General features: G+C 54.8%; 20 protein-coding genes. 17 read left to right on the forward strand and 3 right to left on the reverse strand.

Translation table 11 applies throughout. The features are described 5' to 3' along the window. Entirely contained in the window at nt 1-189 is a 189-nt protein-coding gene (locus G7K71_RS12340; RefSeq protein ID WP_013823097.1) for a YtxH domain-containing protein, read from the forward strand. Between the two features lie 107 nt (nt 190-296). Here G7K71_RS12340 and G7K71_RS12345 read toward each other — a convergent pair whose 3' ends face one another. Then, nucleotides 297-668 (reverse strand): type II toxin-antitoxin system HicB family antitoxin, encoded by a 372-nt coding sequence (locus G7K71_RS12345; protein WP_013823096.1) that lies wholly within the window; start codon nt 666-668, stop codon nt 297-299. Between the two features lie 316 nt (nt 669-984). Here G7K71_RS12345 and alaS point away from each other — a divergent pair, with 316 nt between their 5' ends. The 13 genes from alaS to trxA all read left to right on the forward strand — a co-directional run bounded on the left by alaS (nt 985) and on the right by trxA (nt 13,980). Further along, a complete protein-coding gene (gene alaS / locus G7K71_RS12350; RefSeq protein ID WP_013823095.1) occupies nt 985-3,621 on the forward strand; it encodes an alanine--tRNA ligase in 2,637 nt (878 codons plus the stop codon). Nucleotides 3,622-3,786: 165 nt separating this feature from the next. After that, entirely contained in the window at nt 3,787-4,056 is a 270-nt protein-coding gene (locus tag G7K71_RS12355) for an IreB family regulatory phosphoprotein (protein WP_013823094.1), read from the forward strand. Nucleotides 4,057-4,083: 27 nt separating this feature from the next. Next, nucleotides 4,084-5,031, forward strand: a complete 948-nt coding sequence (locus G7K71_RS12360) for an aldo/keto reductase (protein ID WP_013823093.1) — start codon at nt 4,084-4,086, stop codon at nt 5,029-5,031. A 46-nt stretch (nt 5,032-5,077) separates the two neighbouring features. Next, a complete protein-coding gene (ruvX, locus tag G7K71_RS12365; protein ID WP_041283350.1) occupies nt 5,078-5,515 on the forward strand; it encodes a Holliday junction resolvase RuvX in 438 nt (145 codons plus the stop codon). Between the two features lie 122 nt (nt 5,516-5,637). Next, nucleotides 5,638-5,937: a DUF1292 domain-containing protein gene (locus G7K71_RS12370; RefSeq protein WP_013823091.1), complete on the forward strand. Its 300-nt coding sequence runs from the start codon at nt 5,638-5,640 to the stop codon at nt 5,935-5,937. Between the two features lie 203 nt (nt 5,938-6,140). Further along, nucleotides 6,141-7,712, forward strand: a complete 1,572-nt coding sequence (locus tag G7K71_RS12375; protein ID WP_166346796.1) for a VanW family protein — start codon at nt 6,141-6,143, stop codon at nt 7,710-7,712. Between the two features lie 386 nt (nt 7,713-8,098). Further along, nucleotides 8,099-9,130: an endolytic transglycosylase MltG gene (gene mltG / locus G7K71_RS12380; protein ID WP_013823089.1), complete on the forward strand. Its 1,032-nt coding sequence runs from the start codon at nt 8,099-8,101 to the stop codon at nt 9,128-9,130. Between the two features lie 31 nt (nt 9,131-9,161). Then, nucleotides 9,162-10,391 carry a U32 family peptidase gene (locus G7K71_RS12385; RefSeq protein ID WP_013823088.1) on the forward strand — a complete coding sequence of 410 codons (1,230 nt, stop codon included), beginning with the start codon at nt 9,162-9,164 and terminating at the stop codon, nt 10,389-10,391. A 47-nt stretch (nt 10,392-10,438) separates the two neighbouring features. After that, nucleotides 10,439-12,139, forward strand: a complete 1,701-nt coding sequence (locus tag G7K71_RS12390) for a penicillin-binding protein 2 (protein ID WP_166346799.1) — start codon at nt 10,439-10,441, stop codon at nt 12,137-12,139. A 92-nt stretch (nt 12,140-12,231) separates the two neighbouring features. Continuing rightward, nucleotides 12,232-12,999 (forward strand): helix-turn-helix domain-containing protein, encoded by a 768-nt coding sequence (locus tag G7K71_RS12395; RefSeq protein ID WP_013823086.1) that lies wholly within the window; start codon nt 12,232-12,234, stop codon nt 12,997-12,999. A gap of 187 nt (nt 13,000-13,186) precedes the next feature. Continuing rightward, complete coding sequence (locus G7K71_RS12400) at nt 13,187-13,360, forward strand: 4Fe-4S binding protein (protein ID WP_041282887.1); 174 nt, start codon at nt 13,187-13,189, stop codon at nt 13,358-13,360. Between the two features lie 37 nt (nt 13,361-13,397). Continuing rightward, entirely contained in the window at nt 13,398-13,595 is a 198-nt protein-coding gene (locus G7K71_RS12405; RefSeq protein ID WP_013823084.1) for a zinc ribbon domain-containing protein, read from the forward strand. 67 nt (nt 13,596-13,662) lie between these two features. Further along, nucleotides 13,663-13,980 (forward strand): thioredoxin, encoded by a 318-nt coding sequence (trxA, locus tag G7K71_RS12410; RefSeq protein WP_013823083.1) that lies wholly within the window; start codon nt 13,663-13,665, stop codon nt 13,978-13,980. Nucleotides 13,981-14,073: 93 nt separating this feature from the next. On the opposite strand, the gene G7K71_RS12415 is transcribed toward trxA, so the two are convergent. After that, complete coding sequence (locus tag G7K71_RS12415; RefSeq protein ID WP_013823082.1) at nt 14,074-14,310, reverse strand: glutaredoxin family protein; 237 nt, start codon at nt 14,308-14,310, stop codon at nt 14,074-14,076. Nucleotides 14,311-14,514: 204 nt separating this feature from the next. On the opposite strand from G7K71_RS12415, the gene G7K71_RS12420 reads away from it, so the two are divergent. Both G7K71_RS12420 and G7K71_RS12425 read left to right on the forward strand, forming a co-directional pair. Then, complete coding sequence (locus tag G7K71_RS12420; protein ID WP_013823081.1) at nt 14,515-15,210, forward strand: DUF554 domain-containing protein; 696 nt, start codon at nt 14,515-14,517, stop codon at nt 15,208-15,210. Between the two features lie 172 nt (nt 15,211-15,382). Continuing rightward, nucleotides 15,383-16,768 carry an MFS transporter gene (locus tag G7K71_RS12425; RefSeq protein WP_166346802.1) on the forward strand — a complete coding sequence of 462 codons (1,386 nt, stop codon included), beginning with the start codon at nt 15,383-15,385 and terminating at the stop codon, nt 16,766-16,768. Between the two features lie 346 nt (nt 16,769-17,114). On the opposite strand, the gene G7K71_RS19500 is transcribed toward G7K71_RS12425, so the two are convergent. Beyond that, nucleotides 17,115-17,333: a sigma factor-like helix-turn-helix DNA-binding protein gene (locus tag G7K71_RS19500; protein WP_313884980.1), complete on the reverse strand. Its 219-nt coding sequence runs from the start codon at nt 17,331-17,333 to the stop codon at nt 17,115-17,117. Nucleotides 17,334-17,684: 351 nt separating this feature from the next. Here G7K71_RS19500 and G7K71_RS12435 point away from each other — a divergent pair, with 351 nt between their 5' ends. Then, a complete protein-coding gene (locus tag G7K71_RS12435; protein WP_166346805.1) occupies nt 17,685-19,769 on the forward strand; it encodes a TM1802 family CRISPR-associated protein in 2,085 nt (694 codons plus the stop codon). Nucleotide 19,770 lies beyond the last annotated feature (1 nt).

Here is a 19,770-nt window from a genome sequence, read left to right on the forward strand (position 1 = left end):
ATGGGCTTCTGGCGCGGTGTCATTGCCGGCAGTGTACTGGGAGCAGTGCTCGGTATTCTCATGGCCCCCCCACAAAGAAAACCGGAGCAGAGGAGCATTTTTCGGATAGTGAAGAGCAGGCGTCCCGGGTCCAGGACACAACGGATACTCCGGGGAGTGACCAGCAGGGTCAGCGACATTATCCGCTAAAAGTGAGGAAACCCCTCACTTTTTTTTATAGAAACCGCTCCTGATATCTGGTGGATGCGTGTGAGCAAAAATTAAAATAAAAAGCCCGGCTTTAGGCCGGACTGAGCTTACTTACCCCCTTGTGCAAAACCTACGCTGCGTGCTAGCTGGTAACTGATGTACTGATTAAGGCTGACATTTTCTTCCTTAGCCTTTTCTGCTAAAATGCGGTGTAAGGACTTTGGGATACGAATCCTCAGTTGTCCTGAATAGTTTTCTGGAACCGGTTCTGGTACAGGGCGTCCAAGCTCAAGACAGGTTTCAATCCAACACTTCTTGGCGTCCTCCAGGTTTACCAGGGCTTCTTCGGGTGTGGAACCGTCGGATATACAGCCGGGAAGTTGGGGAATCTCAGCAAGCCAACCCCCACCCTCGTCCTCCGGCAAATTCCGCAGTTTTATTTCGTAGTTTAAGTTTAAGTAATATTCCAGGCTCTTCATTCCTCATCACCTTTGTCCTCAAGCTTTTTAATTGCTTCAAGTGCTATTTTTTTGAATCTTGACATTCCCATTCATCACCTATCACAATGGTACCACATACGGTACCATTGTGTCAAGAGAAATTTTAAGGGGTGTCTTTTGCGTGTGCAAAACGGCAGGCGATTACAGAGTTACCTGCTGAATCTTAATACGAACGTTCAAAGCCTCTCCCTTGACACCGTACAGGCACTTTTTGTATAATTACTCCGAAATTATGATGGGCTTTCCTTACACCGGCGAAGAGCGGTTTTTCTTTTTAAACGGGAGGTAAAGTATAGTGACCGGGAAGGAGATCAGGGAAAAATTTCTCAAATTTTTTGAAGCGAGGGGGCACCGCATTCTGCCCAGCGCTTCCTTGATTCCCACGAACGATCCCAGCCTTTTATGGACGGCCGCGGGAATGGTTCCCTTTAAACCTTATTTCACGGGTGCCGCCAAACCGGAGGTGCGCAGGGTAACCACCTGCCAGAAGTGCCTGCGCACGCCGGATATTGAGTCGGTTGGCCGTACGGCCCGGCATCACACCTTCTTTGAGATGCTGGGCAATTTCTCCTTTGGGGATTATTTTAAAGAAAAGGCCATCCCCTGGGCCTGGGAGTTCACCACCCGGGTTTTGGGACTGCCGGAGGAAAAGTTGTGGATATCCATTTATCTTGATGATGATGAGGCCTTTGACATCTGGCACCGGGAGGTGGGCGTCCCCGCCGAACGTATTGTGCGCATGGGCAAGGATACCAATTTCTGGGAAATCGGGGTTGGTCCCTGCGGCCCCTGTTCGGAGATCTACGTTGACCTGGGAGAAGAGCGGGGGTGCGGTTCCGCCGGCTGCGGGGTGGGCTGCGACTGTGACCGTTACCTGGAGATCTGGAATCTGGTGTTTATCCAGTTTTTCCGGGATGAGGCCGGGAATTATACGCCGCTGGCCAGCAAAGGTATTGATACCGGTATGGGTTTGGAGCGGGTAGCTTCCGTGCTGCAGGGAGTGCCCAGCAACTTCGATACCGACCTGTTCCGGGAGATCATGGATTTTACTGCCGGCCTGGCGGGCGTGAAATACGGTGCCGGCAGCAAAACAGACATGGCCCTGAAGGTAATTGCCGATCACTGCCGGGCGGTTACTTTTGCCATCTCCGACGGGGCCCTGCCTTCCAACGAAGGGCGGGGTTATGTGCTCCGGCGGCTTTTGCGCCGGGCGGTGCGTTTTGGACGGGTGCTGGGACTGCACGAACCTTTCCTTTACCAGGTGGCCGGGGCGGTGATCAAACAGATGGCCGGTGCCTATCCCGAGCTGCCGGCCAATCAAGGTCACGTACTGAAAATAATCCGTAGTGAAGAGGAACGTTTCGGAGAAACCCTGGCCCAGGGTACGGAAATTTTGAACCGTCTGGTTCAGGAGGCCAGGGCTGCCGGCTCCACGGTCATCCGGGGAGAGGATGCCTTCCGCCTTTATGACACCTACGGTTTTCCCCTGGAGTTAACCCGGGAAATGGCTGCCGAGGAAGGGTTAACCGTGGATGAGGAGGCCTTTGCCCGGGCCATGGAGGAGCAGCGGGAGAGGGCCCGCCGCGCGCGCCAGGAAACGGAATACCTTTCCGAGAAGGACGCCTTTTATCAAGTACTGCGGGATAAGCTGGGGGAAACCCGTTTTGTGGGCTACGATACCCTGGAAGCCCGGGGTAAGGTTCTGGCCCTGCTTAAAGAAGGGCGTCCGGTGGACAAGGCGGTTGCCGGTGAGGAAGTGGAATTTATCCTGGATATAACTCCCTGTTATGCCGAATCGGGCGGGCAGGTATCCGACCACGCCCGCGTCAGCGCCCCTGAACTGGAGGTTCAGGTCCTGGAGGTTTCCCGTCCTGTTGAAGGACTCATTGTTCACCGGGGCAAAGTCCAGAACGGGGTTTTGAAGGAAAATGACAGTATACTGGTAGTGGTTGACGGTAAGCGCCGCCGCGACACTGCCCGCAATCACTCGGCGACCCACCTGCTCCATAAGGCCTTGAAAGAAGTCCTTGGCCCCCACGTGAACCAGGCCGGTTCTTTAGTGGAACCCGACCGCCTGCGCTTTGACTTTACTCATTATGCTCCGGTGTCCCCGGAAGAACTGCACCGCATAGAGGAAATGGTCAACCAGGCGGTGCTGGAAAATCTCCCGGTCCAGACCTTCTTTACCTCCCTGGAAGAGGCGCAGGCCATGGGGGCGGTTGCCCTCTTTGGCGAGAAATACGGGGAACAGGTCCGCGTGGTTAAGATGGGGGACTTCAGCCTGGAACTTTGTGGCGGTACCCATGTGAGATCCACCGCTGAAATCGGGCTTTTTAAATTAATCAGCGAGGGCAGTGTGGGTGCCGGTTTGCGCCGGGTGGAGGCGGTGACCGGTGCCGGGGCGCTGCGTTATGTCCGGGCCCGGGAGGAACAGCTGGCCCGGATCGCGTCCCTGGTCAGGGCTACTCCGGCGGAAGTAGTACACCGGGTGGAGTCCCTGGTGAAGGAAGTAAAAGAACTGGAACGGGAAAGCGAAGGGTTGCGTGCCCGGCTGGCCCGTTACGAAGTGCAGACGCTGCTGGAGCAGGTAAAAGACCTGGACGGCGCCAAGTTCCTGGCCGCTAAAACCAGCGCTCCCGACATGGACAGCCTGCGGGCTATGGTGGACCTGCTGCGGGAGCGGCTTGGTTCGGGGGTAATTCTCCTGGCCAGCCCGGTAGGGGAAAGGGTCAACCTGGTGGCGGCAGTAACAAAAGATCTGCTGCCCAGGGGGTTGCATGCCGGCAAGCTGGTTAAAGAAGTGGCCTCCATGCTTGGCGGTGGGGGAGGCGGAAGGCCGGATATGGCCCAGGCCGGAGGCAAGGATGCCTCCCGTCTTCAGGAGGCGCTGCAAAAAGCCTACACCGTGGCAGCAGGGCAGTTAAAGAGCTAAGCGGGCTTTGCCCCGCTTTTTTTCGTCGACACCCGTGACGCTTTCAACGCCACCAACAATGCTATTTTCAGGACAGTAGTTTTTTGACAATAGAGGAAAAAAGGTCGGGCCAACGAATATAGATCCCAGACGGGGTTATATTCTTAAAAAGGGGGGGCTTTGGCCGTGAGCAGGGAAACTTCCGAAAATACCGTTATGTTCAAGGTTGAAGCAGAGGAAGTCAACCAGGCGAAGGAGATACTTCTGTCTGTGTATGCCGCGCTGAAGGAAAAGGGATACAATCCGATCAACCAGCTTGTAGGCTATTTGTTATCCGGGGATCCGGCCTATATTACCAGCCACAACAATGCCCGCAGCAAAATCAGGCGGCTGGAACGGGACGAGTTGCTGGAAGAGCTGGTGAGAAACTATTTGAAGGATGCAGAAGCTATTTAAAGGTTTTTAGAAAGAAGGAAACATCTATTGGAGTACCGGATACTGGGTCAAACGGGGATAAAAGTGTCCCGCCTTTGCTTCGGTGCCCTTACAGTTGGCCCACTGCAGGCTGCTCTCCCGGTGGATAAGGGGGCGGCGGTAATCCGCCGGGCACTGGAAGCAGGTGTGAATTTTATTGATACGGCCGAGTGTTACCAGACCTACCCATATATTTACGAAGCCACCAGGGGCTGGGCGGGGGAAGTGGTGATTGCCTCCAAATCCTATGCTTATAGCTGGCAGGGGATGCGGCAAAGCCTGGAAGGGGCCTTGAGGGCCCTTCGTCGGGATTATATAGATATTTTCCTCCTCCACGAACAGGAATCGGCTCTGACCATCCGGGGGCACTGGGAAGCGGTGGAGTATCTGTTAACGGCCAAAAAAGAAGGCCTGGTAAGGGCCATCGGCGTCTCCACCCACAGTGTGGAGGGTGTACGGGCTGCAGCTCGCATAGCTGAATTTGATATCATACATCCAATTATCAATATAGCCGGCATTGGCATTCAGGGAGGAACCAGAGAGGATATGCTGGCAGCCATTGCCGAGGCTGCCAGTTTCGGCAAGGGTATTTACGGCATGAAGGCTTTAGGGGGAGGGCATCTCATACCCAGGGCGCAGGAAGCGCTTGCCTTTGTCCTTGGCATTCCCCAGCTGGCCAGTGTGGCCGTGGGAATGCGGACCGTGGCGGAAGTGGATTTCAACGTGGCAGTTTTCAGCGGGATGCCGGTTCCATCCGGGCTCTGGGCCAGGGTGGGGCGTCAAAAACGCCGTTTACATATTGAGGATTGGTGCAGGGGCTGCGGGAGCTGCGTGGAAAGGTGCGGGGCGGGGGCGCTGTTCCTGACCGGCGGGCGGGCGGCGGTTGATCCTTTAAAGTGCCGCTTATGTGGTTACTGTGGAACCGTTTGCCCCGATTTCTGTATAAAGATCGTTTAAGGACTTATTTATAGTTATAGGGAAAGAGAGGAATGGCTTTTTGCCTCTGCGGATATTGGGATTGGACGTGGGCGAAAAAACTATTGGGGTGGCGGTGAGCGATCCCCTGGGGTGGACGGCTCAAGGCGTAGGGGTTATTCGCCGGGACCGGCCAAAAGAGCAGATAACGGGGCAGTTAAAAAAGCTGATTCAGGATTACCAGGTGGAGCGTATAGTGGTGGGCTTGCCCCGCAATATGAACGGTACCCTGGGCAGCCAGGGGCAAAAGGTGCTTGCTTTTGCCCGCCAGCTTGGTGCGGAGCTGGGGTTGCCGGTGGAAACCTGGGACGAGCGTTTGAGTACAGTTAGTGCGGAAAAGGTTTTGCTGGCTGCAGATGTAAGCCGGGCCAAACGCAAGAAAATTATTGATAAAATGGCAGCGGCAGTGATTTTGCAGAACTATTTAGATTCCCGGAATAAAAAGTTCCAGAGTGGGGAAAATTAAACATTAGGTATGAATTGGGGTGGAAGGGGAAGCGTCGTTAAGCTTTAAGTTTGCTAGTTTCTTGACAAAAAGGTTGCTCTTGATATAGAATAGGCACAACTTGTTAAAAAGAGGTGAGGGAGATGCCCGAACAAGAGCTGGAACTGGAAGAGGTAATTACCCTGGTGGATGAAGACGGCCAGGAGCAGGATTTTGAGGTTATCGATATTGTACATTTGGATGGCTCAAAATACGCCATTTTACTTCCCCTGCAAGCGGCCGGTGACACCGAGGCGGCTGATGATGAAGAAGGAGAGGCCATTATCCTCAAGTTTGAAACAGATGAGGACGGGAACGAAATCCTGGTCGATATTGAAGATGACGAGGAATGGGAAAAGGTAGCAGACTACTGGGAGGAAATGGTTGCTGGTGAGGATTCCTGATTGGGACAGGGTAGTTCACCACAGGTAGAGAAGAGCTGGGGACAGGGGCACCTGGATCATCCAGCTTTTTTATTTTCAACCTGCACTTGTCGCCGGCAAGTTTCATACTGTCCTCCTTCACAGGTAGCTTATATTTTAAATATCATGAACTTGTGGATGGAACTTTTTTGCCCTTTATGTCGTCTTAAGACGGGGGGGAGAAAATGAGGAGGACTTATTTTATTATCATCGTCGGCTTTATCATCGGTGTTTTTCTGGCGGTTGGCGCCGTCGGTGCCAGCTCTGTTTACGGCCGTGAGCGGGTTGTTCCCGGCGTCCGGGCAGCCGGTATAGACCTGTCCGGTATGGACAGGGAAGCGTGCCGGCGGGCCCTGGCTTCCCTGGAGGAAAAGCTGAATACCACGCCGGTTGTTTTTCATTACCGGGACCGTAACTGGACCTTTTCCCCACCGGAAATTGGTTTGCGTCTGGACACGCAGGCCATGTTAACCGGGGCCCTGCAGGCCGGCCGGGATGCACAATGGTGGTTGCAGTGGTACAGGCAGTGGAAAATCAAGAAGGAAGGTTACGAGCTTCCTCTGATGGTGGTTATCAGCCGGCAGAAATTCAATCAAAAACTCAGCGCCCTGGCCGGAGAAATCGCCACCCCGCCCCGGGACGCCGCCTTCCGGGTTCTGCCCGATGATCGCATTGAAATCATCCCGGGCCGCGACGGGATGAAAGTGGATGAAGAACGGGCTTACCGGGATTTGCTCTCCGCCCTTTCCGCCGGTAAAAAACCGGAAATTCAACTTAACATGGTGCATGTGAAGCCCCGGACCACCACGGAAGAGGTCCAGGCTATGGGGCTTAAAGGTCTTCTAGCTTCCTATACCACCAGTTTTGATGCTTCCTATACAGACCGGGCTTATAATATCCGGGTGGCTGCGGCGGCCCTTGATGGATTGCTCATCCCGCCGGGGCAGGAAGTTTCCTTTAATAAGGTAGTCGGACCCAGGAGTTCCGAAGCCGGATATAAAAACGCCAAAGTGATTGTCAACAACCAGCTGGTGGATGGCCTTGGGGGAGGAGTATGCCAGGTAAGCAGCACACTGTATAATGCAGTGCTGCTGGCCAACCTGGAGGTGCTGGAGCGTACCAACCATTCTTTGCCCGTCCCCTATGTTCCCGTCGGCCGGGATGCTACGGTTGTTTACGGGGCCATTGATTTTCGCTTCCGCAATAATACTGAAAGTTATGTTTATATCCGTTCCGCCGTTAACGGTAACCGGCTAACTTTCAAAATTTACGGAAATACCGATTACAAGGTACCGGTGGAAATCCGCACCCGGATAACGGAGGTTCTGGAGCCAAAGGTTGTGCAGGAGCCCGACCCCAATCTGGAGCGGGGGGAGCAGGTGGTCAAGCAAAAGGGAGTCCGGGGTTACCGGGTAATAACCGAGCGGGTGGTGAGGGAAAACGGCCGGCTGTATACTGAACGGCTCCCGGGTAGTTTTTATAAGCCGGTGAACCAGGTGGTGGCTATAGGCACCAGGGAACCGAGTACCGGACCGGTGGTTCCCCCGCCTTCATCCGGCCAGAAACCACCGCCGGATAAAAAGCCACCGGCTGCGGGTGATTCCCCCGGAAGAACACCTGCGGGTGGGGAGGATATTAAGCCCCCGGAAGAATCCCCGGAGCCGCCTGATGGTGAGGGCATGGCTCCACCGGAACGACAATCCCCCGAGGGTAATGGCAGCGTGCCCGAGGTAGTCTACCCCACCGGCTCTCCGTAAAACCCGGCCTGGTTTGGTCGTGTATTCACCCATGACGCATTCAAAGCCACTAACAGCGGTTAAAATGGCTGCTGTTTTGCACGAAGCGAGCGACCTTGAGCCGAGCAGGTGCCAAACTTAGCGAGACCGAGGGCGAAGGCGGGGCCGAGGGCATGGATGCCCGAGGCCGGCCCCTGAGGCATGGATGCCGAATGGGCCGGGAACCCCGCCGGAGCCCGAGGTCGAGCGCTAGTTTGGCCTGCGAGGCGAACGGAGCGAGCGTGTGCAAAACGGCAGGCGAGTACAGTGTTACTTACTGAATCTTGATGCGAACGCCTGCTTTCAGCCCATTGTATCGACACGGGGATTGATATATAATGTGGTAATTAAAACAGGCAGGTAGCAAAATGAAAGACTTGCAAAGTGTCTTCAAACAAAAGGAAAAAAAGCAGTTGCTGGCCGGGGGTATAGCCCTTTTGGGGCTTTTTGTACTCATTTACATTTTGGGAATGCTATCCCCGGTGGCCTCCGGCCAGGGTCAGTCCGTAAACATAACCGTTCCCCGGTTTGCTTCCAGCAGTAACATCGGACGTATTCTTCATGAACAGGGACTGGTGCACAGTGCCTGGTTTTTTAACCTTTATACCCGGCTAAAAGGTGTTGACGGCAAGCTCAAAGCGGGTCGTTACACTTTCTCTACCGCCCAGTCCCTGCCGGAGATTGTCAACGAACTGGTTAAAGGACCTGATGAGGGGCGTGTTTTTACCATTCCCGAAGGATTTAACCTGAAACAAATAGCCGAACTGCTGGAAAGGGAGGGGCTGGTAACCCGGCAGGATTTCCTGGCTGCTGCCGCCGGGGACAGGTTTGACTACCCCTTTTTGCAGGGGCTCCCCCCGGGACCCAACCGGCTGGAGGGGTATCTTTTTCCTGATACCTACCGGGTGGGAAGCAACATCCGCGCCCATGAAGTCATCGACCTCATGTTATCCCGTTTTGACCGGAAGTTGAAGGAAATGGATTATTACCGGAAGGTTAAGGCAGCAGGCTTAACCCTGCACCAGGCGGTGATCATAGCTTCCATGGTGGAGCGGGAGGCCCGGGTGGACCGGGAGCGCCCGTTAATAGCCGGAGTTATTTTTAACCGCTTAAAGCGGGACATGCCTTTACAGATCGATGCCACGGTACAGTATGCCCTGGGCAGTCACAGGGCAAAACTGTACTATAAGGACCTGGAGGTGGATTCCCCCTATAACACATACCTGATCAGGGGTCTTCCTCCAGGCCCCATAGCCTGTCCGGGGGAAGCCTCCCTGCTGGCCGCCGTGCAGCCGGTCAAGACCAGTTACCTGTATTATGTGGCCAGACCCGACGGTACCCATGCTTTTGCCAGTACCCTGGACGAGCATAACGCCAATAAGCGAAGATACATACGCTAGGATAGGGGCACTAAATGAAGGTGATTCTGTTATGGCTGTTCCGGAACTCCTGGCTCCGGCCGGGGATCTGGAAAAATTGCAGGCAGCCGTGATTTACGGCGCCGATGCCGTTTACCTGGGCGGGAAGCAGTTCGGCCTGCGGGAAAGGGCCGGGAACTTTACCCTGGAGGAAATGGCTGTGGGAGTGGATTTCGCCCATGCCCGGGGAGTGAAGGTTTATGTTACGGTGAACATCTTTGCCCACAACCGGGATCTTGATGAACTGCCGCATTATTTAAAACGACTGGAACAAATCGGTGTGGACGCCGTTATTGTCTCCGACCCAGGGGTGCTGGCCCTGGTGCGGGAAATAACCCCCGGATTACCGGTACACCTGAGCACCCAGGCCAGTACCACCAACTGGATGGCCGCCCGTTTCTGGCAGGAGCAGGGGGTGTCCCGGATTGTCCTGGCCCGGGAGCTTACCCTGGAGGAAATCCGGGAAATCCGCCGGCACGTGACGGTGCCTTTGGAAGTATTCGTCCACGGAGCCATGTGTATATCCTATTCGGGACGCTGCCTGTTGAGCAACTACATGACCGGCCGGGATGCCAACCGGGGGGACTGTGCCCAGGCCTGCCGCTGGCGCTACGCCCTGGTGGAAGAAAAGCGGCCGGGGGAGTACTTTCCCCTGGAGGAGGGTTCCCGGGGCACCTATATTTTAAGTTCCCGGGATCTCTGTCTTTTGGAATATATACCCCAGCTGGTGGAGGCGGGAGTTGACAGTTTAAAAATCGAGGGCCGGGTGAAAAGTGTGCACTACGTGGCTACCGTGGTCAGCGTCTACCGCCAGGCCCTGGATGCCTACCGGGCGGATCCGGCCCGCTTTCAGGTTCAGGAGCAGTGGCTGGAAGAGTTGGGCAAGGTCAGCCACCGGGAATACACCACCGGTTTTTTCACCGGTACGCCGGCAAAAGCGGCCCAGGGTGCGGTGGACTCCATTTACTGCCGGCCTTATACTTTTGCCGGTGTGGTACGGGATTATGACCCCGCCAGGGGACTGGCCCTGGTGGAACAACGGAACCGTTTTGCCCGGGGTGAAGAACTGGAGGTGCTGCTTCCCGGCGGGCAGACGTTCTCCTTTATATTGACCGGTTTATACAACGAAGAAATGAGCCCCATTGATGCGGCACCCCATCCCCGGCAAAGGATTTTTCTCTCCCTGCCCCGGCCCGTTCAGCCCTGGAGCCTTTTGCGCCGCCGGGAAGAGTATAATAATTAGTTTACCGGGCCATTCTATTGGATAAAAATGGTGCAGGATGTGGAACTGTGCAGGGAAGGCGCCTGGTCATCCTTTTTTCCCTTTTCCTGTTTTGCTTTGCCTTTTTGCTTCTCCACCTGGCCGTTATTCAGCTGGGGCGGGGGAGTGAGTATGCCTTTTTAGCCCTGGAAAGGGAAACCCGGTCGGTACTTCTGGAAGAATACCCCCGGGGAGAAATCCTGGACCGGCGTTTACAACCCTTGACCGGCAGTTTTGATGCCAACCGGGTGGTGGTTTTTCCCGGGTTGATCCGGGACAGGCAGGCGGTCATTACCTCCCTGGCCGGGATTTTGGGGTTGCCGGTGGGGAAAATAGCCCCATATTTTGACGGACAGCCCTGTTATTTACCCTTTTCCCTCACCCCCGGCCAGGTAAAGGCCATCCGGGAGCACCAATGGCCCGGTGTTCTGGTGTTGCCGGTCCACTTGCGCTACGGCCCCACACCCCTGGCCGCCGGCGTGGTCGGTTACCTGGGACGGGTGCAGTCAAGAGAAGTGCTGGACGCCTTGAGTGTCAACAGCCGGAAGAGCTACAGTTTGAGCGACTGGGTCGGCCAGGCCGGCCTGGAAAAATATTACGAAGGTGAACTCAAGGCCACCCGGCCCAAAAGTGCCGCCCGGCTCTTCGTTGATGCCGCCGGCAGGCCCATACCGGGACTGGGCCTTGCTGTTGATCTCCAGTCGGTGGATCCGGGACGGCAACACCTGGTTACCACCCTGGACGCCGGGATCCAGCGGGTGGTGGAGGAAATAATGGACCGGCGGATAAAGAAAGGGGCAGTGGTGGTTATGGAACCCCATACCGGGGACATCCTGGCCCTGGCCAGCCGCCCCGTTTACGATCCCCGTCCCCACAACCTGCCTGAATACCTTGCTCTAGGTGAAAAAGGAACCTTTACCGATCAGACCACGGCCCTGTTCACTCCGGGTTCGGTATTCAAGGTGGTGGTGGCCGCTGCCGCCCTGGCGGAAGGAATTGTTAATCCCGGCAGCCAGTTTAACTGCCGGGGGAGTCTGGACCAGCCTGTACGCTGCTGGTATGATCCCGGTCACGGTGTCATTAGTTTTAGCCGGGCCTTTGCCGAATCCTGCAACCCGGTGTTTGCCCGGGTGGGATTGGAACTGGGAGCAGGGAAACTCATTGAATACGCCGGCCGTTTCGGGCTGGATAATCAAACGATTACCGGTTATCCTGTACCCAGGGATGGGCGTCAGAACTGGCAGCTGGTTGCCGCACCCCACAACCTGGTCAATAGCAGTTTGGGTCAGGGGCCGGTGCTGGCCACTCCGGTACAAATTACGGCCATGATGAGTGTTATCGTTAACGACGGTGTGTATATTCAACCACGTCTGGTGCGGGAGTTGCGCAACGACGCCGGTCAGGTGACCCGTTCTTTCCCCCTGGGGCCCAGTCACAGGGCCATTCCCGCCTCCACGGCCGCCCAGGTAAGGGAGATGTTGCAACTGGTGACCACGGAAGGTGTTGGCCGCCAGGCCTACGTGCCGGGTTATGGCAGTGCCGGGAAGACCGGCTCTGCCCAGGTGGACGGCCGGGGTAAGGTAAATGCCTGGTTTACCGGTTATGCTCCCCTGCAAGATCCCCGTTATGTAGTGACGGTTCTGGTGCAGGAAGGGATCAGCGGGGGAGAAACGGCCGCTCCGGTGTTCCGGGAGATCGTGGAGAAAATTCTCACCCTGCCGCCGGAATAAGGCCGGCGGCTTCACCATTTTTACCTCATACATTGACTGCTTAGTAAAGGTATAGTAGGATAATAGTATAATTTGATTTGGGAGTGTTGAGGATGATTGTCAAGGGGGAAAAAATCCGTGCCCTGCGGGAAGAGCGAGGATATACACTGCAGGACCTGGCCCGGCGGGCGAACCTTTCCCTATCATATTTGAGCGAAATAGAGCGGGGTTCCAAACGCCCTTCTTTGAAAACCATTGAGAAGCTGGCTGCCGCCCTGAACGTATCCAGAGCACAGCTCATTGAGGGAGATGTTACGGACAGAGGCCTCTCTTTGGGTGATAAAATTCGCATCATGCGCAGTGAAAAAAACCTTTCGCTTCAGGAACTGGCCGACCGGGCGGGTATTTCCCTGTCTTACTTAAGTGAAATTGAACGCGGTACTGTTTACCCTGCTTTAAGCACCTTAAAGCGCATTGCCGAAGCACTGGAAGTACCCCCTACTTCCATTATGGGGCAGGAGGGTTCTCTGGGCCACAAGCTTAAGGCCCTCCGGGAAGAGTACGGGCTTACCCAGGCCCAACTGGCGAACCTGGCGGGGGTTACAGCCGGCCTAATCGGCCAGATTGAGCAGGGCAAAGTGCAGCCTTCTTTAAAGACGCTGGAAAAGCTGTCCGAGGTAATGGGTGTTTCCCCGTGCTACTTTATTATGGAGCCGGGTGCAGTGGATCAAATGCTCAGTTTAATGAACCCCGAGCTGCGCGAGTTGCTCATGCACCCCAATGTACAATCGGTGTTAAGCCTGGTCTGCAACCTCACCCAGAAGGAGTTGCAGTTTGTCTTGAATTTCATTCAACTCTTTAAGCGCTCTGATCTATGCTGAGAAGGGAGCCCGGCTTTGCTTTTAAGCAGGTGCCGTTCCCTTTTATTTTTCGCTTGTAACGGGAGAGCTTGACGACTTATTGGAGTAATGGTAAACTATGGTGAACATATCCAACCCCCTAATAAATATATTGCAAGCGAAAATATTATGTAGTATAATAGGAGAAAAACGGGAGGCAGACTTACCCATGCCTGCCTATGTAGTAAGGGATCTTTGTGCCGGCTGCGGAGCGTGTGCTCACGTTTGTCCTTATAAAGCTATAACCGTTGCCGCCAAGCTGGCAACGGTCGACCCTGGGTTGTGCCGGGAATGTGAAGAATGTATTTTTATCTGTCCCAACGGAGCCATCACGGCTGCCTGATTTGTGAAGCAAAAACTTTTCGGGGAGGTGCATATAGATGCCTATCTACGATTTCCAGTGCAACAGCTGCGGCCACAAATTTACCCTGCTGGTGGGGGTTGATGACCGGGACAAGGTTGCCTGTCCCCAGTGCCAGAGCCGGGAGGTACGCCAGCTGATTACCGGCTGTGCCGTTCGCATAAAGGGCGGCAGTTGCGGCGGCGGGCAAAGCAGTTTTGGTTCGGCTGGTGGGTGAGGGATTTAATCTAAAGGGCTGGTAGCCCTTCTTAATCTATCAACACAAGAATAGGAGTGAAAATTTAATGGCCCTGGAATTAAATGAAAGCAATTTTGACAGCGAAGTTTTACAATCCAGCCTGCCGGTACTGGTGGATTTCTGGGCGCCCTGGTGCGGTCCCTGCCGCAGTATGGCTCCCATTATTGATGAACTGGCCGCCGAATTTGCCGGCCGGGTAAAGGTGGCCAAGGTAAACGTGGATCAAAACCGGGCCCTGGCCGGCCGTTACGGTGTCATGAGCATTCCCACGTTAATTATGTTTAAGGCCGGACAGGTGGTGGGCCAGATGGTCGGCTATACTCCCAAGGGGGTCCTTGCTAAAAGGCTTGAAAGCCTGCTGTAGAACGGATTTTTGAACTTAAAGCCGGAATGGCGGTGACCTGTCATGCGGGATGCCTGCCGCTGGATGGATGGTCACCGCCATTTTTCCCTGCATTTAATGCAACAACCTTTCCAGTTCACCCCGGTTAAACCCTACCACTACCCGTTCTCCCACGGTAATGGTGGGCACGGCCAGGCGTCCGGTTTTACGCACCATTTCACTGCGGGCCAGTTCGTCCTCGGCCACATTCTTCTCGGTAAATTTAATGCCTTTTTGGGAAAGAAACTCTTTCACCGTGCGACAGTGAGGTCAGGTGGGGGTGGTATACACCGTTACGGGTTCCGCAGTCACTTTACAATACCTCCCGGTGGATAGATTTTTCCCCTGCGGGTAATTCTATTTTTTGAGCCTGGGATAAATTATATGCACACCATAGTCGGGATTTCCTTAAAGGAACCGGCCCCAATGCGAAAGGCCGGTTCTTTTTTCCGTTCCGGCAGGAACCCTGGTTGAATATGGCGAACTTATTTTTTGACCGGAAAGGAGTTACTGTAGTTGGTTGGCACATTAATTAACGCGGCAGCTATTTGTGCAGGTGCGTTGCTTGGTACCTTACTTAAAAAAGGCATACCGCAGAGAGTGGGTGATACGGTCATACAGGGGCTCGGGCTGGCCGTTATCCTGATCGGTGCCCAGATGGCCCTGCAAACCAGGAACCCGCTTATTGTCATTGGCAGCCTTGCGCTGGGCGGCGTGGTGGGAGCCGGTTTGGACATTGAGGGCAGGCTGGAGTCCCTGGGGAAACGCATCGAGGCCAGATTTGGCCGCCCCGGGGAGAGCGGCATGGCTTATGCCTTTGTTACCGCCAGCCTGATTTTTTGCGTTGGTGCTATGGCCGTAATGGGTGCCATCGAGGACGGGCTGACCGGTAACCCCAAAACCCTGATCGCCAAGGCCATGCTGGATGGTATCGCCGCCACTATTTTTGCCTCCACTATGGGCATCGGGGTGCTTTTTTCCGCTGTTCCGGTGCTTATTTACCAGGGCAGCATTACCCTTGCCGCACGATTCGTAGGTGCAGGCTTAAGCCCCTGGGTGGTGGCGGAGCTTACCGCCACCGGTGGCCTCCTCATTGTGGCCATTGGGTTGAATTTGATCAAGGCTGCCCGGATTAAAGTGGGAAACCTTTTACCCGCCATTTTTATTGCGGCCATTATCACAGCCGTTATTGAAATGACAAGGCAGTACTAAAACGGAGTATTGGGGGTGGAAGGCTAACATAGAAAAAGCGTCTGAGACTTTCCCGGAACCGGTAGCTTTCTCCGTTAAGTACCAGGAGGTTCCGTATCTGGCCTGAAAACATTTTACTCGTAGAAGCGCTCCACTACGAGTGACAGACCAGGAAAAGGTGGTGTATAAAAGTATGAGTGATCAGCAGTACGCCAACAGGTGGCGCATCCTGACCGCGGTCCTGCTCGGCTCCATCATGGGTCCCATCGATGCCAGTGTGGTCTATATAGCCATACCGGTCATCGCCCGGGATTTCGGTGCAGACCCGGCCACCATAGGCTGGGTGTCCATGGCCTATCTGCTGGTACTGGGCAGCTTGATACTCGCCTTTGGCCGGATGGGAGACATATTCGGCTTCAAGCGGGTCTTTTTAGCCGGACTTTTGACCTTCGTCCTCACCTCCGCCCTCTGCGGTCTTGCCCCCACCCTGGGTACCTTGATCCTGCTGCGGGCTTTGCAGGCCGGCGGAGCAGGCATGATGATGGCCATGGCTCCCGCCATCATCACCGCCGTCTTCCCACCCCAGGAACGAGGCCGAGCTCTGGGCATGAACGGAATGGTCATAGCACTCGGCCTGGCTATGGGGCCCAGCCTGGGAGGTCTGCTGGTGGATACTCTGGGATGGCGGGCCATCTTTTTTATTAACGTGCCCATCGGTATTGCCGCTTACCTGTGGTGCCGGCACCTTCTCCCCGAGTTCCGCAGCGAAAAGCGCCAGCGCTTTGACTGGCCGGGAGCGGTGCTGGCCTTCTGCGGCCTCGGCGCCCTGCTTCTGTCCGTCAGCCGTGGCGAGGCCTACAACTGGTCCTGGCCCATCCTGGTGCTCGGCCTTGCGGCTCTCTCTTTACTGAGCTGGTTTGTAGTGGTGGAGAAGCGCTCTCCCGAACCCATGCTGGACCTCAAGCTCTTCCACATCCGCGCCTTTGCGGTCGGCAACCTGGCCGCCCTTCTAAACTTCATGACCCAGTACGTCATTGTTTTCCTGACCCCTTTTCTCCTGCAGCAGGCGATGGGACTTTCCGCTGGCCGGGCAGGAGCAACCATGACCGCTTTTCCCCTGACGGTGCTGGTAGTAGCTCCCCTGGCCGGTGCGCTGTCGGACAAGATCGGGCAGCGAGGACTGGCCTTCACGGGCTCGCTTATCTGTACCGTCGCTGCTCTACTCCTGGCTGGACTGGGGCAGCATTCCGGCACCGGCGACGTGGCCTGGCGTCTCGGCCTCTTCGGGTTGGGCACGGGGCTATTCCAGTCCCCTAACAACAGCGCCGTAATGGGCTCCGTGCCCCGCTTCCGACTGGGCATTGCCGGGGGAGTGCTGGCCGCTACCCGGAACGTGGGAATGGTGCTGGGTATTGCCCTGGGCGGCGCGATACTGACGGCCCGGCAGGCCGCTTACCTGCATCTGGAACCAATAGGAGCCTTCCTGGCCGCCCTGAGAGAAGCCTACCTGGCAGCAGCGCTGGTTTCGCTGGTGGCCACCGTAGCCTGCCTCTGGAGCACACTGCCTCGCCAGGGGTGATCCTGGTTACCTGCGGAAGTTTAAAGGAGGTTGGAAACAGCTGTAGCACTTCCGCCAAAGTTCGGTCGCAACTTCGGTCCAAACAGAGCTGGGGGAAGAAAACCTGACCCATAACCCAACTTTGTACTATGTGGGAGAAAGTCTCAAGAGAGGCGTTCTCCGGTTATAAGGCACTTCGGTGCCTTTTATTTTTCCGCAATCGGAATAACAAGTCCATCCCGTCTTTTTGCTCGCGGCGATTACGATGAGGCTACAACCGTCCGGGCGTTGCGGCACAACTGATTAACCAGCAACCATTGCGAAATAACAAAAAACCAACCCTGTTTTGGGTAAAGGTTTACGACCCCTATGGTAAATTTTCTATGGTGCAGGGGGGGCTTTCTTTTTTCATCTCACGGGTTAACTTGTACAGGGCTCTCTTTTCAATACGGAACACATAGGACCTGGATATTCCCAGCTTCCGGGCGACTTCCCGTTGAGTTGTACGGATGCCGCTGCTTAAACCAAACCGCAGGGTTAGAACCTTTATTTCCCGGGGGCTTATCCGGCCAATTCTTTCCAACAAGTGTTTTAGTTCAAACTGGTTCTCAACTATTTCGGTTACTACTTACGGGTGGGTGCCCAGGACTTCGATCAGGGTGATTTCATTGCCTTCCTTATCCACGCCCACGGGATCGTATAAAGATACCTCCTGGCGTATTTTTTTGAGCAGCCTTAAGTGCATGAGGATCTCATTTTCAAAGCCGAGTTTTTTAAGAAAAAAATTGTCCCTTGGGGAAGGAAAATGAGCAAAAGTATCAAAATAGGGAAGTAAAGGTTGTTGTACCAAATTTTATCGACATTTTTCGTCATAGTTTTTTCGTCATAGTTACTCCAACCAGTGCCTCCAACTCTGTTTAAGGGAGGGTGTAGTTGTTTGTTCATTGAAAAGCTGGTAGCCCAGGGTCGTCCCTTTCTGGCCTACGGCATGTCTCCCGCGGAGACCCTGCGGCAGATTTCGGATGTCAAAGAGCAAGGACGCTTTTTAGAAAATGTGATTGTGATTGAGGTGGAAGGGGAAGAGAAGTTTAAAGCAGATGCTTTACCTTTACAGACCTGGGGCAGGTATGATGAGCAAGGGGGTACAAGGAGGAAAAAGAAAATAATTTTTCAAGCTGAAGCGGACCGGGGATTGGGCACGCCTTTTATCATTGTCAGTGGCGGAAACAAAAGGGCCCCCCAGGGCAGGTATGGTGTACCCGTCTATCCGGTTTTTCCCAGCCATATACCCCTGCTTGCAGCCAGTGAAAAGGAAGCCCGTAGCTTCTGGCAGGGCCGGCTTAAAAGGACTTTGAACTTGCCGAGAGTGTTCTCCCAGGATGAGGAAATACATCTTGCCGGGTTGCTGAAAAGAGCCGCGGCAGAGGTAGCAAAAAAGGTGGAAGAAGGCTCAAACCAGGGCCATGCTTTAGTGGTGTTGGTTTTGCCGCAACCGGAAGGCCCCTACCGTTACGCTGATAAAATGCCGGTAAAAGGCGACCGCGATTACACCCTGGTGGGGGAGAGCGTCCTTAATCCGGGAAAGTATATGGTGGCCCATTTGCCCACCGTGGCCAGGTATTTTTGGGCTTCCAAAATGGAAGAAGGAGCGGAGAAAGGGAAAAGGGAAAGGTGCTCTTTGTGCGGCCGGGAGGGGGAAGCGGTATCTGCATACAGTAAAGCCTGGCCATTGCTGGCCCCCACGTGGCATCCCCCCATTTCCGAGGAATTAAAAAAAGGCAAAAACATAGATTTAGCTGCTGCCATCGGGGCATTGTGCCGGGAATGTTATTCTTCACTGATTGTCGGCGCCGGTGTTTTCGACGAGCTTTCCACCCGTTTACCCCTATCCTTAACCAGGGAGCTTTTTGTACCCGTGGCTTCTGCCGGGGGAAGGGAGGTAGCCAGGAAGTCTAAAAGCCAGCCTCCGGGTATCTGGGGATGCGCCCTGGTTGTTTCCCTTTTTGCCGAACAAGGGGAGGAGCAGGGTGAATTTTTTACTGATGCCTTAAAAACTTTAAGGCTCAAACAGATTCGCCCGGACAGGCAGGACCGGCTTATAACGGCCGTAACGGGTTTTGAGGCCGTGTTGCCCGATGAATTTAACTCCGACCAGTACCGTCTTACGCTAATTTACTATTCCGGCAACCCGGCCCAGGGAGATGTGCACCTGCGGGCGGTCATTGAAGATGTGCTCCCTTCAACTGTGAGCAGGCTTTTAGATTACATGCCCCAGGTGGCGGAAGAAGCGGTACATGTGCGGCGCCGCCTGGTGGGTGAACGTAACGAGGAACAACGGGATGGACGCTACGACTCCCTGTTTTACCTGCTTACCAGGGCTTACGGGGGATGTTATTTATGGCATGCCCTGCGTTCTGTTCTGCACAGGAGACCCATTGCCTGGGATGCTTTTACTGCCGGGGCCGCCGCCCGGATGAACGGTTGGGCCCGCCTGGGCGATGAAAAGCTCAGTTACTGGAATTTGCGGGATGAGGTTATCTTTTACCTGGCGTTCCGCCGTTTTTACAACCTGTACAACAGTTTGCTGCCGGGAGGGGGAAGAAAAGTGGGTGATTGGCGGGAGATGTTGAATAAGGTATCGAGTGTTTCGCCAGCAGAGCTTTCTTTTGATAATGTAGAGGAGCTCGGCTTTGCCGCGGGGTATCTTGTACGACTTTTTGACCGCTGGTACTGGACGAAAACAGGTGGAGACAGGGGTGGTAAGAATTTCGTAAAACATAGAATAATGGCCTTTGGTTCCAGCCTGACTCCGGAAATGATCTGGAAGAAAGGGTTGATTCGTTTCCAGGAATATGCCCTGAAGCTGGACATGGGGTTGCCGGATGATTTCCGCCGCCGGGCGGGTGTGGTGGAAAGCGAATACCGGCGCTTAAAGGAACAGGTCATGGCCCATAAAGACGATTTCATAGGAGCCTTCTGGAGCGGCTATGCGCTGGCTTTTCCAGCAAAGCAATCCGATTAAA

Origin of the sequence: Desulfofundulus sp. TPOSR (genome assembly GCF_011393055.1) — a bacterium.
Taxonomy (GTDB): Bacteria; Bacillota; Desulfotomaculia; order Desulfotomaculales; family Desulfovirgulaceae; genus Desulfofundulus; species Desulfofundulus kuznetsovii.